The sequence below is a fragment of the Bdellovibrio sp. HCB2-146 genome (assembly GCF_047345725.1).
GTDB lineage: Bacteria > Bdellovibrionota > Bdellovibrionia > Bdellovibrionales > Bdellovibrionaceae > Bdellovibrio.
In genome coordinates this window covers 101539-116782 of sequence record NZ_JBLEQP010000002.1, presented here as the reverse complement: position 1 = coordinate 116782, position 15244 = coordinate 101539, and the positions used below count along the sequence as shown (strand labels likewise).

Below are 15244 nucleotides of genomic sequence, written 5' to 3'. Positions count from 1 at the left end.
GATCTGAAGTCTGTATGGATTTAAGTATTAAGACTTCAATCGGGATTCTTATCACAGTTTTTACCAGCTTGCCGAGTTTTGCGGCAGAAGTTTTTCACAGTCCATCGTTGTGTGAACCAGAGAAACAAGTTTTGGTGATGCAAAATCTCACTCGCACTCCCCAACGCGCGTGGACTCAAGTAAGACTTGAAGGCTATGTCGATGAAATTCAGTGGGACGTCAAACCTCAAGAAAAACTTGAAATCAAATCATCCGAATTTTTAAGCGAGATGAAATATTTCTCCGTTAAGCCGTTGAATAATCAAGCGTTTCGTTTCACCGTGAAGTGTACTGAGGGTCTCACGTGGACACTTACAAGTTCGACGTCCCCACAAGTCAGTCACTATGTTCCGTCCCAAGCTCGCAGTTTCAAAATTTATCTGCAGAACCTTTTTCTTCAGTCACAAAAGGTGACTTTGCGCGCGTTCGATAAGGCTCAAAACGTGGTGGCAGAAAAAGAAATTACGATTGAAAAGTCTTATGATACAGAAAGCTTAAAGTGGAATTTATCTTCGGATGTTTCACGCATTGATGTCGTTGGAACCGAACGACTCCACTCGGATGTTTTCTATATTCAAAACAATCAGGAAATACAAAGCCCAGGATTATCTCAGGTCGCGAAACTCTCTCCGTCATCTGACAAAGTTTATTTCCTGGTATCAACAAAATCAGCTGCTGCTGATGAGGCCTTTGTAATCGCCCTTGATGAGCCTTCAAAAATTGCAACAGCCCGAGAACAAATTCAAAATCCACTCCTAGAAAAAATCATCGTAGCAGGAATCGAACTCGGTAACGGTGGGTTCAATCGCGCATTTAAAGCTCGCGATAAAGCGCCCTATTCATGGTCGGTTAGCAGAGTCGATGCATTTGCAGATTTCGCCCACATTGATTGCGACGGCTCCCCTGATTTGACCGAAGAGCGCCTTGAACAGAAACTTTCTGAAGGTGGCAGAATTTGCTTTTGGCGCTATCGAGTCATACGCGAACTCAGTCCAGAAGAAGTTCGCTCCGGAAAACTAAAATAATTTATTTAGGAGCGACGGTAGAGGCACCCTGTCCTGCGGTTTCTTCCACAGTCACTTGCACTTTGCGCACACCATATTGTTTGAAATTCGCATAGAATTCTTCTGCCAAAAGACGCGACAACTGCTCGACACTGGTGTTGGTGATCGGCAACAAAATCACTTCATTACGAGGGAAAACATAAAAGCGATCGCGGAATGTGACCTCTAGCCCCTTGTTGCTTTCTTTAAACTTCATATCTGGATGCTTCTCAGGCAACAGGACGATTTCATCCCATTGATCCAAGCGCGCCTTGATGGTTTTTTTAAAGACATTAAAGTCCATAAAGTAACCTTCACCGTGAAGTTCTTCCTCCGAAGGAGCCGTAATGTCGACTTGGACTTGGTAATTATGACCATGCAGGCGCTCGGCATGCTTCTCATCAAAAATAAGGAAGTGTGCTGCTGAAAATTTGAAATTTTGTTTTGCTAAATGCAAGGTCGTCGTGGACATAGCTACCTCAAGTGTTTATATATGTAGCATGAAATTCGAACTCAAGCAGCATTTTCAAATCGAATCAGCCCGCTTTTTACCACATCTACCAGCAAGCCACCCTTGCTCTCGTATGCATGGCCACAGTTTTAAGATCGTCCTGACTCTTGTGGGTGAGTTAGATCCTAAAATTGGCTGGGTGATCGATTACAACGACATCCAGGATAAGATGAAACCCCTGCTTGAAAAGATCGACCACCGCGTTTTAAACGAAGTCGAAGGCCTTGAAAACCCAACCTCTGAACTTCTTGCAAAATGGGTTTATGATCACTCCCGCAAAAGCCTCCCACAATTGGTTCGCGTAAGTATCGCGGAAACTCCCCTTACGGAATGCTCTTACCCTGTTTAGTTTTTAGACAGGGCTTGGAAGTTTTTTAGTCACCTTTAGAAATCTCGAAAACCCACTCACTTTCCACTATTCTCACGCCTTCACTCACAGAGGGTTTTAGAATGCGCGCGTTTTCATGCACCGTTGCCATTTTACTTTTTCAAACTGTTGCAATGGCGACGTCAAATCCTACTACTCAATCTAAAACTTCGCTCGAAACCGTTTCAACGCCGAACTATCAACACACTTTGCAACTAGGTTTTATCAAAAAGAACCTTGGCATCAGTGCGCAGTATGAATCCAGCGAAAATGTTCGCTATGAACCGAACACCCCAACGTCATTCGGTCTCGGATATTCAAACCGAAAACTCGGAATTGCGTTTGCTGTCAGTCTTGGAAAAAGCCGATCTGACGAAGATGAGAAAAAGAAAATTCAATCTACCGATCAAGATTATCAGTTTCGCTATTTCAACAACAACATCGGCTTTGAGCTTCTTTATCAAGACTACCGCGGGTTTGAGGCCATCGCCGATAGAGCGAACGACTATTCTTTGATGAGTGACTCTGAAAAATATCAACCTGATTTAATTGTAAAAAACTACGCCATGCAGTTTGACTGGGCCTTTAAAGGACACAGCGCTTTGGAATTTTTCAGTGCCTCTTGGGATAAACCCCAAGTGGATGGCGCCGGTTTTTATGTGATCAGCTCTGTTTCTCAAACAGAGTTTTCCAGTCCTCGACCGTTTCTTCCACAAAACTTCTCGATGATCGTAGAAGATCGCGGACTCACCCAAGGAAAATATCTGACGGCAACTGGTGGTGTTGCTGCTTCTTACGTCTGGCAATGGAGCCACTGGTACATGGCCGGACTGATGAGCCTGCAAGCCGGTCCCCAATGGCAGCAGTACGAACGCACCACTGGAAACTCGAGTGAAGTAAAACTCACTTGGTTTCCACATCTCAAAGGTGTCGTTGGGTATGACTGGGGAAACTACTACACAAACCTGATTGCACATGCTCACACCGTCACTGCAGAAATGGCCGATACAAAATTGAGTATCGCCTCTCAAGAAGTAGGATGGTACTTCGGCGGTCGATTCTAGTTTCAAAACGGTCCTCGATCTTCTCATTCTGAAACAAACCCGACTCTAAAAATTACTTTCAGTTTATAAACAAGACACGTCCACCTAGTACGTCATACGTATGATATGATGCCTGTATTTTTTGAAACACTATCGTATTAAGTAGCTGAAATCTAAGCGTTCTTTCCCATGGGTCTCCACGGATTCTGCCGAGAAGTAATATGAGAATGTTTTTTCATATTTCGATCTTTAGTAACTTCTTGGGGAACGTTTGATGAGTTTACTGGCTAAGCTAAAACTGACCATCATCATTGTTAGCTTTTTGGTCTCAGAAAGCTTGTTCGCACTGAATGCGGCTCGCACAAGAGGCAGTCGCACACGTTATCGTGTCGTTACTCTCACCAACACGTCTGTCACATCTTGGCTTATTCCAATGAATTTTGATGAAACAGATTTCACCGTCGAAGTGATCGGTGGTGGCGGCGGCGCTCGCCCTGGTAACAGTTCCGATGGAACTGGTGGTGCTGGCGGTGGCGGTTACTCAAGAGGGAATAATTTCACAATGACTCCTGGAACAACAGTGAACTACCAAATCGGCACAGGTGGCACACCTGCGGTTGCCGGGGGAGATACTTGGTTTATCAACTCTGCTACTTTACTTGCGAGAGGCGGAGGTGTTGGTACGGGAAAAAATGGTGGCGCTGGTGGTGCCGTTGGTGTGGGAAATCTTGCGACTTTTGCCGGTGGTGCTGGTGGTACTGCCGCCAATGATGCTGGTGGTGGTGGCGGTGGTGCCGCAGGACCTGGCGGTAACGGCTGGAACGGCGGCGCTGGCGGAGACACCGGTGGCGGCGGTGGCGGTGGCGGCGGTGGAGCGAGTGGTGCCGCAGGAACTGCTGGAGGAGTTTCAACTGGCTCTGCTGGAGGAGCGGGTCCATTTGGTACGGGCGGAGGAAGTGCGGCAAATGCAGGGTCAAATGGCGGCGGTGGTGGCGGTGGTTCCGACAGAGCGTCGAACGGTGGAGCCGGAGGTGCCGGTCGCGATATAGGAATTACCGGATCTACAGCTGGCTATGGGGCTGGTGGTGGCGGTGGTGGTGGCGGCCGTGAGCGCCAAGGTGCAAACGGTGGACTTTATGGCGCCGGCGGCGGTGGTTCTGGGAAAGATCTCACGACTGGAAGTAACGGAGCACAAGGTTTAATCGTGATCCGCTACCGCATGAAATAGTTTAGTTTTTAATAAGAGCTGCGTTCACTCGAACGGCAGGTCCCAAGTTCAATTCTTTTTCAAATTTTTGTCGGAACATCGGTGGATACAACATCACCACGGTTGAGCCCATGCGGAACATTCCAAGCTCACTCCCCTTATGAACCGGAATTTCAGGTTCATAGCGTTTGTGAGTGAAAATATGGGGGCCTTTTTGATTTCCTTGAATAGATTGATCAAAGCTTAAGACAATGTGACCCACATTTGTGGCACCGACAAATACGACACCCACAGGTCCCAAATCTGTTTCAATTTCAACAAGCACACGCTCATTCACAGAGAAAAGATTCGGAACATTCGTTGTGCTCCATTCGTTCACAGGCCACAACTCTCCCGGCATATAGCGCACGTTTGTGATTTCACCATCAACTGGGGAGTGCACACGGTGATAATCCGTTGGACAAAGATAGTAAGTCATGAAAAATCCACCCGCCCATTTTTTTTGGCAGTCAGGATCTTGCGTGAAATCAGAAAGTTTATACGTGTGCCCTTTGGCTTGAATCAAAGTTCCGTTATCAATCGGAGCCGCCTGCGTGATTTTAGAATCTGCGGGGTGCACGGCCCAAGAAGCCGCGATTGGGCGAATACCAGCCTTGAGGCGACGAACGAAGAACTCCCCAATTGAGGGATACTCGGTATAGGGCTTTTCAGCCTCATCCATCGCGATGTTATAATAACTAGCAAAAGCCTTAATCGAAAAGCGTGCCCACAGGGAAGGACCCTGCCAGTGCATGAGTTTACCGACAAAGCGGCTTAAACGGCGTTTAGGAAGTAGACGAGTTATAGCAGACATGGAAAAAACTCTAGCCTAGGAAGACACCTTTGTCACGCGAGGCCTCCTTTGGTATAAGTTTTCTCAATTGGCGTCTAACACCCGCCCTAAGGAACATATGCCTAAAATATTCAATAATATCGAAATCCCCATTGATCAGGACCTTGAAGAAAAACTCCAGTGGCTGATGCCCGAACATGGTCCGTACCGCATCCTTCGTCAAAGTGTGGATGCGCGACGCGCTCACTCCCCGCATTTCGTCTATTCTGTCGAGGTCGCAGCAAAGGGTGAAAATCTTGAACTTCCGCAATTTGATTTAGAGAAAATAAAAACGCCTGGCGTGAAGCCGTTGATCGTGGGCACCGGTCCGGCGGGACTTTTTGCAGCTTTGCGTTTTGTGGAGCGCGGAGTTCCTTGCGTGCTTTTTGAGCGCGGCTCTGACAGTGGTGAACGCATCAAAGGGATCAATCAATACTGGCGTTACGGAAAACTCGATCCTCGTAATAACGTTTGTTATGGCGAAGGTGGTGCCGGTCTTTATTCAGACGGAAAATTGATCACGCGTATTAAATCTCCACATATCCCTTACGTGATGAATCGCTTGGTGCAATTTGGAGCACCCGAAGAGATTCAATGGCTTTCGAACCCCCATGTGGGATCAGATCGTATTCGTCGCGTGATTCCAAAAATGCGTGAATTCCTAAAAGCCAACGGTTGCGAAATTCATTTCAACACTCAAGTGACAGAAATTCTGACTGACGGAAAACAAGTGACAGGCGTTCGCACAGAACACGGAACAGAATTTAAATCTCCGCATGTTGTTCTAGCAACGGGCCACTCCGCTGAAGACATGATCAATCACTTGCATAAAATTGGCGTGCATTTGGATGGAAAATCTTTTGCGATGGGTTTGCGCGTTGAACACTCGCAAGCGGCCGTTAATAAAATTCAATATCGTCAATTTTCAGAGCATCCAAAATTGGGTGCTGCGAACTACAAACTTGTTCATCATGACGATAAAACTGGCATCGGTGTTTATTCTTTCTGTATGTGTCCAGGTGGTTACGTTCTTTCCTCTGGAACTGAAGCCGACAGCATTGTTTGTAACGGGATGAGTAACTACAAACGTAACTCTCCGTATGCGAATGCTGCAATTGTTGTCAGTATCGATCACGAAAAGAATTTTGGCGATGACGTATTCGGTGGCATGAAATTCCGTCGTGAGCTTGAAACGAAAATGTATCAAGCGGTTCTGGCGGCTGGTGGAACGAAGGAATTGCCTGCACAAAACTTAATGGATTTCTTGTATGGCGAGAAAAAGGATCAAGGCCCTCGTGCATTGCGACCGGGATCTTCACCTTCTGGTGCTATCAATATCCGTATTGATAAAATCTTGCCGTCGCATATGACGAAACGTATTCGCGAAGGTTTTGAAAACTTCCAACGCAGCATGAAGGGTTTCATCACCGAAGAAGCGCAAGTTTATGGAATTGAATCACGTACCAGCTGCCCGATTCGCGTGACTCGCGATAGCGAAACCCTGCAGAGTATTTCCCACAAAGGTCTTTACCCGGCGGGTGAAGGTGCTGGATATGCGGGAGGAATCACTTCAGCTGCTTGTGATGGCATCCGTATCGCAGAACAGATAATTTCTCAGATTCAATAAAATCGGGCTTGTCCTGACACCACTTTTGTTTGGCAAAGCATTTGCAATCCCTCTGGTTAGATCTGCTGGAGGGTGGATTTTATGCTTATACGACATCTTTGCGGAGCCATTTTGACTCTTTTCATAGCGTGCTCAGGTTACGCTGCTCCGCAGGCATTTGCATTCGCAACAAGAAATCCAGCCCGTTTGGCTGCTATGGCGGCTAGCACTGAAAAACCGGCGCAACCGTCCTTACCTGATCGCTCGCCCGAAAGCATCAATGAGATCGCTGCGGTTTCAGCGGATATGAAAGACCCGGTGAAGTACAGCGTTTGGGTTTTAATCGGACTTGGTCCTTTGATGTGGATTTGGTTGGCGTTTTTTCCAGGGACTCGTCGCAAATAAGTTTCTATTTCTTCTTTAAGATTTGATTGAGCACGCTTAAGCCTTCTTGAATTTCCGATTCATTCACACAGGCAAACCCAATTCGCAGATGTGTTCCTTCTTTTCCGTCGTAACTCATGGTTTTCTCATTCTGAAAGAACACGCCCTTTCTGCTTGCTTCTTCCGCAACCTTTTTGGAGTTTCGATTTACGTTGAGCCAGTAGCACATGCCACCATTGGGCTGTTGCCAAGAAATATTATGTTCCTCGGCGAGCTTATTGAATAAATCGGCCATTAGATGAAATCTTTTTTCGTAGGTGCGAGTCATGCGACGGAGATGTTTTTCAAATCCGCCCTCTTTCATCCATCGTGCGAGAGCTAGTTGATTGAGGGAATCCGTTTGTCTTGTCAGTAAAAACTTTTGGGTCGCTAAGACATCTATGAGGTCTTCATGGCACGCGATCACACCAAGTCTTGAACCTGGAAAAACGATTTTAGAGAAGCTTGCAATATAAATTGCATACGGAGTTTGCGTCGCCAGAGGTGCTGGTGGTGGGCTTAAGTAATGGAATTCATGATCGTAGTCGTCTTCTAAAATAGGGATCTGATATTTTTCCGCGATTTGAATCAACTCTTGGCGACGACGCGGACTCAGTGTCACTGTCGTGGGGTATTGATGTAGCGGAGTTGTGTAAATCATTTTGATTTTGGTTTTGCGAATGATGAACTCAAGTTCATCCGTGACCAATCCTTCTTGATCAACTGAGATTGGTACGACTTTAACACCCATGTTTTCTAAAATACGCCAAACAGGAGGATAACCCTTTCCTTCCACTGCCACAGCATCACCTGGTTTTAGGAATGCTTGAGCAATAAGATAGATTCCTTCTTGCGAACCGTTCGTCACAATGTAATCGCGATCTACTATTCCTCGCGTGCGGCGAAAATATTCTTCGATCTGAACTTTAAAGACATCCAGACCTTCCATCTTGCCATAGTTGAGAACATCCGGTTTTGCGAACTTAATGGAGTCAGAAAGAACTTTGCGAAACTCGTCCTTCGGAAAAAGGCGTAAATCGGGTTGTCCTCCCCAAAACTCAATTTTATGCCGTGTTCTCTCTTGGATTAGGAGTTCGTCTGCAGTTTTCACAAGTTGAAATTGCGCGGATTTTTTTCGTGTAGGTTTACCTTTGAGAGATGCTGTGATCGGTGTTTTCTCTGAGACGTAGTAATAGGACTTCTCTCGAGACTCGAGCCACCCTTCTGAAACCAGACTTTGCAGGGCATTCATCACTGTTAGGCGGTGGCATTTGTAAGTCTTTGCCAACTCTCGGGTTGAGGAGATTTTATCACCTGGCTTTAATACACCGTCTTTCAGAGCCAATAAAAAGGCCGCATAGATGCGTTCGTACTTGGGGGCTTTCTTGTCTTGAAGACTTAAGACGACGGATTTCATCGGAAATTCCTTTAGACATCTGGTCTATATGTTTATTCGAATCTGGTCCTTTTTACTATACCAGAAAAAGACCATACTTGCATCATGGAATTACAGACAGATCTTTGGACAAAAGAAGTGATATTAGAAGGCCAAAAGTTGCGCTTAGAACCCCTGGGGCTCGAGCACATGGAAAGCCTGACTCGCCATGCTCTTTTTGACAGGCAGTTCGTGACCGAGTTTGGTGGCTGCATGAACCGGGATGATGTGGAAAAAGAAGTCCGCAGCTCTATGAAACGCAGAGCCGACCGGTTAGAAAACGGCTTTGCGCTTGTAGATAAAGCCTCCGGCGAGGCCGTCGGCTACTCCAATTTCTTGTACATGGATCGCAATCGACTGAGTGTCGATATCGGACGTACGCGCATTGGTCGCTCTTGGCATAAAACCTATGTGAATACCGAAGCGAAGCTTTTAATGCTGACTTATGCTTTTGAAACTTTAGGCTGCATTCGCGTGGGATTTAAAGTCGATTTTTTGAATTTTAATTCGCAACGTGCGGTCAAACGGATTGGCGGTAGATTTGAAGGTGAAATTCGTCACTATCTAAAACTTCCTGATGGCCGGAAGCGCGACTATCATTCTTACTCGATAATAGATTCAGAATGGCCTAATATTAAAACAACACTTTTAGGATATTTGGAGAAATACAATGTATCGTCCCCAGCGCTTTAAAGTTGATGATATCGATCTTCTAAAAGAATTGATTATCAATTATCCTCTTGGCACGCTCGTCTCAAACCACGAGGGTGGGATTATGATGAACTACTTGCCCTTTCTGCTTGAAGAGGAAGACGGAAAATTAATCCTAACAGCTCACCTTGCGCGAATGAACCCGCATACGAAGCTTCTAGGCGACGCCCCAGTACTGGTTAGTTTTCAAGGACCAGATCGCTATATTTCACCGAGCTGGTATAAAACCACAAACCAAGTCCCCACTTGGAATTACACCGCCGTTCAAGTGCGAGGAAAAGCAAGCTTGATTCAAGACTCACAGGAGGTCGATTTGATTCTCGATCGATCCACGATCCAGTTTGAAAAAAGCAATCAAACCAACTGGCAATACAAGACGCCGGAAGAGCAAAGACATAAATTACTTCAACATATTGTCGGACTCAAAATTCAGATTGAGTCGATTGACGGAAAATTCAAGCTTAATCAAAACCGCGAGTCTGAAGATTTCAAATCCGTTTGCGACAACCTCAAGAAAAGCTCTTTAACACCGGATCATGAAATGCTTGATATCATGCTTCGAACATCGAAATAATTCCTCTGAGTTTTAACAATTCAGCCGCTCGGCTTTTGCGGATCGCTTCGCGTGCCTGATAAAATGGGGTCTTCACCAAGGAGGACCTATGGGCATTATCGCAACGATTGTGATCGGATTTCTAGTAGGATTGGTTGCTAAATTCTTGATGCCGGGAAAAGACAAAGGTGGCTTTATCCTCACCACCATTCTGGGAATCATAGGTTCCGTTGTCGGAACCTATATCGGGCAAGCTCTCGGCCTCTATCAAGTCGGAGAACCCGCCGGCTTTATCGCTTCAGTCCTCGGCGCAATGATCGTCCTCTTTATCGCCCGCATGCTAACTCGCTAGACGGGTACCCGGTTCTTTTTGTCGAGAAAAAGAACCGGGTACCTTTTCGACACGAAAGGAAGCAGGTACCTACAGATTTCTGCGGTATTGGCCGCCGACTTCGTACAAGGCTTGAGTCATTTGGTACAAACTGCAGTGTCTTGCGGCTGACATCAAGGCTTTGAAGATGTTGCCACCGTTCAAAACTGTTTCGCGCAATTTTTGCAGTTCTTTTTCGCCTTGAGAAGCGTGTTTCTCTTGGTATTTGTGAACATTCGTTAATTGCTGATTTTTCTCGTCGTAAGAAGCACGTGCCAATTCAATTTTTGGCGGGATGTAATCCGGAGCCAACGTTTTTGGATCGATGAATGTATTCACACCGATGATTGGCAATGTGCCATCATGTTTTTGATGCTCGTAGTACATCGACTCTTCTTGAATTTTTGAACGTTGGTACTGAGTTTCCATCGCACCCAAAACGCCACCGCGTTCGTTGATGCGTTTGAATTCAGCCAAGACTGCTTCTTCAACTAAATCCGTTAATTCTTCCATGAAGTAAGAACCTTGCATTGGGTTCTCATTTTTCGTCATGCCAAATTCTTTATTGATGATCAATTGAATGGCCATCGCACGACGGACTGATTCCTCAGTTGGAGTCGTGATCGCTTCGTCATACGCATTCGTATGCAAGCTGTTGCAGTTGTCATACAACGCGATCAAAGCCTGCAAAGTCGTACGGATGTCATTGAAGTCAATTTCTTGAGCATGCAATGAACGACCGGAAGTTTGGATATGGTATTTCAATTTTTGCGAGCGATCGTTGCCCTTATAAAGGTCACGCATCGCCACCGCCCAAATACGGCGAGCCACGCGGCCCAATACTGAGTACTCAGGATCTAGACCGTTACTAAAGAAGAATGACAAGTTCGGAGCGAAGTCGTCGATTTTAAGACCACGAGCCAAATAGTATTCAACGAATGTAAAGCCGTTAGAAAGTGTAAACGCCAACTGAGAAATCGGGTTCGCACCCGCTTCCGCAATATGGTAACCCGAAATACTCACAGAGTAGAAGTTACGGATTTTTGATCTCACAAAATAATCCGCAATATCACCCATCATTTTCAAAGCGAAGTTGATAGAGAAGATACAAGTGTTTTGCCCTTGGTCTTCTTTCAGAATGTCAGCTTGAACCGTTCCGCGAACTTGTTGCAAAGTCCACGCAGCTGTTTGATCCCACTCTTCTTGAGTGAGTTTACGGCCCAATTCGCTTTCTTTTTTCTCAACTTGTTGGTCGATTGCAGTATTAAAGTAGAATGCCAAGATCATCGGCGCTGGGCCGTTGATTGTCATACTTACAGATGTATTTGGATTGATCAGATCAAAGCCCGCATAGAGCTTTTTCATATCATCCAAAGTACAAATGCTCACACCGGACTCCCCGACTTTACCGAAGATATCAGGACGCTGATCAGGGTCTTGACCATACAAAGTCACAGAGTCGAATGCTGTCGACAAGCGATGAGCTGTTTCGCCTTTAGTCAAATAATGAAAACGACGGTTCGTGCGCTCGGGAGTTCCTTCGCCCGCGAACATACGCTTTGGATCTTCATCCGTACGTTTTAATTGGAACACACCCGCTGTGAATGGGAATTCCCCTGGTACGTTTTCAAGTTTCAAGTAACGGAAGCGATCGCCCCAGTCTTTAAACTTAGGAACCACAACACGGCGGATTTTTGTTCCGCTCAACGATTCACGTACAAGTGGCTGACGGATTTCTTTGTCACGAACTTGGAATACCAATTCGTCACCAGAATAACGTTCTAACAATTTGTCGTAAGTTTTTAATGAATCTAATTCTTCCTGAGTGAAGTCTGCACTGAGTTCCGATTCAATTTTTTGAACCTTATCAGCAGGCGCGCCCAACAATGGAGCGACTTTTTTCAAGCCACCCAGTTGAGAAGCTTTTTCAGCCAAGTCTTCTGTGCGTTTTTTATACTTATGAACAGTCGCAACAATCTCTGCCAAATAGTTTTGACGATCCGCTGGAATGATCACGTGTTCTTCAGCCGACAAGATGTTCGCTTTGAACGCCGGGTCTACTTGCCAATCTTTCGGTTGCTTCGCCTCAAGAGTGTCTGCCAACTGGAAGAACAATTTATTAACACCACCGTCGTTAAATTGAGACGCCTGAGTCAAGAACACCGGTACTTGCGTGTCTTGATCAAAGATTTTGCGTGAACGTTTGTATTGTTTTGTCACGTCACGAAGAGCATCCATTGCACCACGGCGATCGGCTTTATTTACTGCAACCAGGTCAGCGAAATCGATCATATCGATTTTCTCAAGCTGTGATTGCGCACCGAAATCCGATGTCATCACATACATAGAGAAATCACTGACTTCAGTGATCGCCATATTGCCCTGACCGATTCCCGATGTCTCAGCAATGATCAAATCAAAATCAAGCTGCTTCATGAAATCAAGAAGTGGCGGCAATGAAGACGCAATCTCACGACCTGAGCCACGAGAAGCCACAGAACGCATATACACGCGATTACGCGACAAAGAATTCATACGAATACGGTCACCCAACAACGAGCCACCTGTTTTGCGCTTCGACGGATCGACACACACCACAGCGATTTTTTTGTTTGGATACGCATTCAAGTAACGCTGAACAAGTTCATCAATCAATGACGACTTACCAGCTCCTCCCGTTCCCGTGATACCAAGAACCAGAGGTTGTTTTGTTTTGTTTCTAAATTTCTCAAGACCAAAAGTTGGCAGGCTGACATCAGCTTTGCCATTTTCAATAGCCGTTAAAGCCACACCCAATTCAACAGAAGGAACGCTGTCACCTTGGAATACATTGGCCGTTGCTGTTCCTTGTTTGCGAAGAGCGGCCGCTGCTTCATTCAAATCAAAGTCACAACCTTTGATGATCATTTCAATCATACCTTCCAACCCCAGACGACGACCGTCCTCAGGATGGAAGATTTGCGCGATACCGTAAGCTTCGAGTTCACGCTTTTCTTCGTGAACGATCACACCACCGCCACCGCCATAGATTTTCACGTAACCTGCGCCTGCTTGATTCAGCAAATCGCGCATATACTTGAAATACTCCATGTGGCCGCCCTGATAAGAGCTGATGCAAACCCCTTGAGCACCCTCTTGCAAAACCGCTTTAACGACGTCAGAAACAGAGCGATTGTGACCCAAATGAATCACTTCTGCACCCATATCCTGGATGATACGTCTCATGATATTAATACTGGCATCGTGCCCGTCGAAAAGAGAGGCCGCGGTGACAATGCGAATAGGATGCTTCGGAGTATACGCCATATCGAGTACTAGTGTCCTTTAAACTGAGCTTTACGTTTTTCGATGAAGGCACCTGTGCCTTCTTTTACGTCTTCAGTTGTGAAGAGTTCAGAGAAAATTTGCGCCTCATTTTTTTGAGCCGCATCGATGTCCATATCCCAACCTTGGTTGATGGATTTTTTTGCTTGTCCAACAGCGATAGGAGCTTTTGACAAAATAGCATCCACAGTTTTCATCACTGTCGACATCAATTCAGCCGCTGGAACAACTTTGTTCACAAGACCCATACGGAACGCTTCATCAGAAGTGATCATGCCGCCTGTGTATGTCAACTCGCGAGCACGACGAGCCCCAATTGCACGGGCCATACGAACCGTACCACCAAAACCTGGGATCAATCCGAGGCTCACTTCTGGCAAACCGAATTTTGCATTGTCAGCAGCGTAAATGAAATCACAACCCAACGCCAGCTCACAACCACCACCCAACGCAAAACCATTAACGGCTGCAATCACAGGGATTTTGAGCAACGTCAATTCGTGGAAAATGCTTTGACCACGTTGAGCAAATGTTAACGCTTTGTCTTCATCCAGTTCAGAGATTTCTTTGATGTCAGCACCTGCGACGAAAGCTTTTTCGCCAGCGCCTGTGATCACAAGAGCGCGAGCGTCTTCGTAGGGCATTTCACCGATTTGACGAAGCACTTCGCCCATCTCGTTGAGAACCATTGAATTCAAAGCATTCAAAGCTTCAGGACGGTTGATTGTTAACAACCACACGCCATTCGGCTTTTGTTCAAGTAATAATGTTTTATACGAAAAGTTCATCTCAATAATCCTTACTTCGCAGCGTAGTTATAGAAACCACGTCCTGATTTACGTCCCATCCAACCTGCTTCAACATATTTCACAAGAAGTGGGCATGGGCGGTACTTTGAATCACCAAGTCCGTCATGCAAAACGTTCATAATCGCAAGGCAAGTGTCCAAACCGATAAAGTCAGCCAAAGTGAGTGGGCCCATCGGTTGGTTTGTTCCAAGTTTCATGGCATTGTCGATCGCTTCAACGGAAGCAATGCCTTCGTGAAGAGTATACACCGCTTCATTGATCATCGGCATAAGAATACGATTCACGATAAAGCCTGGCATGTCTTTCGTAGACTCAACGAAAGTCTTGTCCATTTTCTCTGCCAAAGCGCGAACGGCTGTGAAAGTCGCGTCTGAAGTTTGCAAACCACGGATACCTTCAACCAATTTCATCAACGGAACTGGATTCATGAAGTGCATACCAGCAACTTGCTCTGGACGTTTTGTCGCTCCCGCGATTTTCGTGATGGAAATTGAAGACGTGTTAGAAACCAAAAGTGCTGCTGGCTTTGCAACGGCATCAAGGTCTTTAAAGATTTTCAGTTTCAAATCAATGTTCTCAGTCGCCGCTTCAATGATGATATCGCATTCTTTCAATGCAGAAAGATCTTGAGAAGTTTTGATACGACCCAAAAGAGCCGCTTTGTCAGCTTCAGTCATCGTTGCTTTTTTAACAAGACGGTCACAGCTTCCAGAAATTGTTGCCATCCCTTTTTCAAGAGCCGCACCACTGACATCCGTCATAATGACGTTGAAACCAAATTGTGCCGCAACCTGAGCAATTCCATTCCCCATTTGTCCCGCACCAACAACACCAACCAATTGAATATTCATCCATATACTCCGCGTTAATTTGTCTTTAAAAAGAACCCCCGATTTCTACTATCCTTTAGGCTTGAGGTCAAAAGTTCTGGT

General features: G+C 45.8%; 15 protein-coding genes. 9 read left to right on the top strand and 6 right to left on the bottom strand.

Annotated features, from left to right (window positions below; translation table 11 throughout):
* The first annotated feature begins 14 nt into the window (after positions 1-14).
* Positions 15-1064, top strand: a complete 1050-nt coding sequence (locus tag ACLWOR_RS11490) for a hypothetical protein (RefSeq protein ID WP_413940877.1) — start codon at positions 15-17, stop codon at positions 1062-1064.
* A gap of 1 nt (position 1065) precedes the next feature.
* Here the strand turns inward: ACLWOR_RS11490 and ACLWOR_RS11485 are convergent, their stop codons facing one another.
* Positions 1066-1554 (bottom strand): 6-pyruvoyl trahydropterin synthase family protein, encoded by a 489-nt coding sequence (locus tag ACLWOR_RS11485; RefSeq protein ID WP_413940876.1) that lies wholly within the window; start codon positions 1552-1554, stop codon positions 1066-1068.
* A 28-nt stretch (positions 1555-1582) separates the two neighbouring features.
* Here ACLWOR_RS11485 and queD point away from each other — a divergent pair, with 28 nt between their 5' ends.
* The 3 genes from queD to ACLWOR_RS11470 all read left to right on the top strand — a co-directional run bounded on the left by queD (position 1583) and on the right by ACLWOR_RS11470 (position 4231).
* Entirely contained in the window at positions 1583-1942 is a 360-nt protein-coding gene (gene queD, locus ACLWOR_RS11480) for a 6-carboxytetrahydropterin synthase QueD (RefSeq protein WP_413940875.1), read from the top strand.
* A gap of 101 nt (positions 1943-2043) precedes the next feature.
* Positions 2044-3024: a DUF4421 family protein gene (locus ACLWOR_RS11475; RefSeq protein ID WP_413940874.1), complete on the top strand. Its 981-nt coding sequence runs from the start codon at positions 2044-2046 to the stop codon at positions 3022-3024.
* Positions 3025-3277: 253 nt separating this feature from the next.
* The gene (locus ACLWOR_RS11470; protein ID WP_413940873.1) at positions 3278-4231 is read left to right on the top strand and encodes a hypothetical protein; all 954 of its coding nucleotides are present in this window, start codon (positions 3278-3280) and stop codon (positions 4229-4231) included.
* A 1-nt stretch (position 4232) separates the two neighbouring features.
* Here the strand turns inward: ACLWOR_RS11470 and asd are convergent, their stop codons facing one another.
* Positions 4233-5063: an archaetidylserine decarboxylase gene (asd, locus tag ACLWOR_RS11465; RefSeq protein ID WP_413940872.1), complete on the bottom strand. Its 831-nt coding sequence runs from the start codon at positions 5061-5063 to the stop codon at positions 4233-4235.
* A 97-nt stretch (positions 5064-5160) separates the two neighbouring features.
* On the opposite strand from asd, the gene ACLWOR_RS11460 reads away from it, so the two are divergent.
* Entirely contained in the window at positions 5161-6708 is a 1548-nt protein-coding gene (locus ACLWOR_RS11460; protein WP_413940871.1) for an NAD(P)/FAD-dependent oxidoreductase, read from the top strand.
* A gap of 81 nt (positions 6709-6789) precedes the next feature.
* A complete protein-coding gene (locus ACLWOR_RS11455; protein WP_413940870.1) occupies positions 6790-7092 on the top strand; it encodes a hypothetical protein in 303 nt (100 codons plus the stop codon).
* Positions 7093-7096: 4 nt separating this feature from the next.
* Here the strand turns inward: ACLWOR_RS11455 and ACLWOR_RS11450 are convergent, their stop codons facing one another.
* Complete coding sequence (locus ACLWOR_RS11450) at positions 7097-8527, bottom strand: PLP-dependent aminotransferase family protein (protein WP_413940869.1); 1431 nt, start codon at positions 8525-8527, stop codon at positions 7097-7099.
* A gap of 84 nt (positions 8528-8611) precedes the next feature.
* Here ACLWOR_RS11450 and ACLWOR_RS11445 point away from each other — a divergent pair, with 84 nt between their 5' ends.
* From ACLWOR_RS11445 to ACLWOR_RS11435, 3 genes are all read left to right on the top strand, one after another.
* Complete coding sequence (locus ACLWOR_RS11445; RefSeq protein WP_413940868.1) at positions 8612-9238, top strand: GNAT family N-acetyltransferase; 627 nt, start codon at positions 8612-8614, stop codon at positions 9236-9238.
* Entirely contained in the window at positions 9216-9830 is a 615-nt protein-coding gene (locus ACLWOR_RS11440) for an FMN-binding negative transcriptional regulator (RefSeq protein WP_413940867.1), read from the top strand. Before ACLWOR_RS11445 ends, ACLWOR_RS11440 begins: the two co-directional genes overlap by 23 nt.
* A gap of 88 nt (positions 9831-9918) precedes the next feature.
* Entirely contained in the window at positions 9919-10161 is a 243-nt protein-coding gene (locus ACLWOR_RS11435; protein WP_413940866.1) for a GlsB/YeaQ/YmgE family stress response membrane protein, read from the top strand.
* A gap of 69 nt (positions 10162-10230) precedes the next feature.
* On the opposite strand, the gene icmF is transcribed toward ACLWOR_RS11435, so the two are convergent.
* The 3 genes from icmF to ACLWOR_RS11420 are packed head-to-tail and all read right to left on the bottom strand — an operon-like array spanning position 10231 to position 15163.
* Positions 10231-13485 carry a fused isobutyryl-CoA mutase/GTPase IcmF gene (gene icmF / locus ACLWOR_RS11430; RefSeq protein ID WP_413940865.1) on the bottom strand — a complete coding sequence of 1085 codons (3255 nt, stop codon included), beginning with the start codon at positions 13483-13485 and terminating at the stop codon, positions 10231-10233.
* Positions 13486-13493: 8 nt separating this feature from the next.
* Complete coding sequence (locus tag ACLWOR_RS11425; protein ID WP_413940864.1) at positions 13494-14291, bottom strand: enoyl-CoA hydratase/isomerase family protein; 798 nt, start codon at positions 14289-14291, stop codon at positions 13494-13496.
* A gap of 11 nt (positions 14292-14302) precedes the next feature.
* Positions 14303-15163 (bottom strand): 3-hydroxybutyryl-CoA dehydrogenase, encoded by an 861-nt coding sequence (locus ACLWOR_RS11420; RefSeq protein ID WP_413940863.1) that lies wholly within the window; start codon positions 15161-15163, stop codon positions 14303-14305.
* Positions 15164-15244 lie beyond the last annotated feature (81 nt).

What these genes read in the sequence shown, in the direction of transcription:
- ACLWOR_RS11475 (WP_413940874.1), top strand. Translation starts at nt 2,044, where the DNA reads ATGCGCGCGTTTTCATGCACCGTTGCCATTTTACTTTTTCAAACTGTT.
- ACLWOR_RS11450 (WP_413940869.1), bottom strand. Translation starts at nt 8,527, where the DNA reads ATGAAATCCGTCGTCTTAAGTCTTCAAGACAAGAAAGCCCCCAAGTAC.
- ACLWOR_RS11455 (WP_413940870.1), top strand. Translation starts at nt 6,790, where the DNA reads ATGCTTATACGACATCTTTGCGGAGCCATTTTGACTCTTTTCATAGCG.
- icmF (WP_413940865.1), bottom strand. Translation starts at nt 13,485, where the DNA reads ATGGCGTATACTCCGAAGCATCCTATTCGCATTGTCACCGCGGCCTCT.
- ACLWOR_RS11440 (WP_413940867.1), top strand. Translation starts at nt 9,216, where the DNA reads ATGTATCGTCCCCAGCGCTTTAAAGTTGATGATATCGATCTTCTAAAA.
- ACLWOR_RS11445 (WP_413940868.1), top strand. Translation starts at nt 8,612, where the DNA reads ATGGAATTACAGACAGATCTTTGGACAAAAGAAGTGATATTAGAAGGC.
- ACLWOR_RS11460 (WP_413940871.1), top strand. Translation starts at nt 5,161, where the DNA reads ATGCCTAAAATATTCAATAATATCGAAATCCCCATTGATCAGGACCTT.
- ACLWOR_RS11470 (WP_413940873.1), top strand. Translation starts at nt 3,278, where the DNA reads ATGAGTTTACTGGCTAAGCTAAAACTGACCATCATCATTGTTAGCTTT.
- ACLWOR_RS11490 (WP_413940877.1), top strand. Translation starts at nt 15, where the DNA reads ATGGATTTAAGTATTAAGACTTCAATCGGGATTCTTATCACAGTTTTT.
- ACLWOR_RS11425 (WP_413940864.1), bottom strand. Translation starts at nt 14,291, where the DNA reads ATGAACTTTTCGTATAAAACATTATTACTTGAACAAAAGCCGAATGGC.
- ACLWOR_RS11485 (WP_413940876.1), bottom strand. Translation starts at nt 1,554, where the DNA reads ATGTCCACGACGACCTTGCATTTAGCAAAACAAAATTTCAAATTTTCA.
- ACLWOR_RS11435 (WP_413940866.1), top strand. Translation starts at nt 9,919, where the DNA reads ATGGGCATTATCGCAACGATTGTGATCGGATTTCTAGTAGGATTGGTT.
- ACLWOR_RS11420 (WP_413940863.1), bottom strand. Translation starts at nt 15,163, where the DNA reads ATGAATATTCAATTGGTTGGTGTTGTTGGTGCGGGACAAATGGGGAAT.
- asd (WP_413940872.1), bottom strand. Translation starts at nt 5,063, where the DNA reads ATGTCTGCTATAACTCGTCTACTTCCTAAACGCCGTTTAAGCCGCTTT.
- queD (WP_413940875.1), top strand. Translation starts at nt 1,583, where the DNA reads ATGAAATTCGAACTCAAGCAGCATTTTCAAATCGAATCAGCCCGCTTT.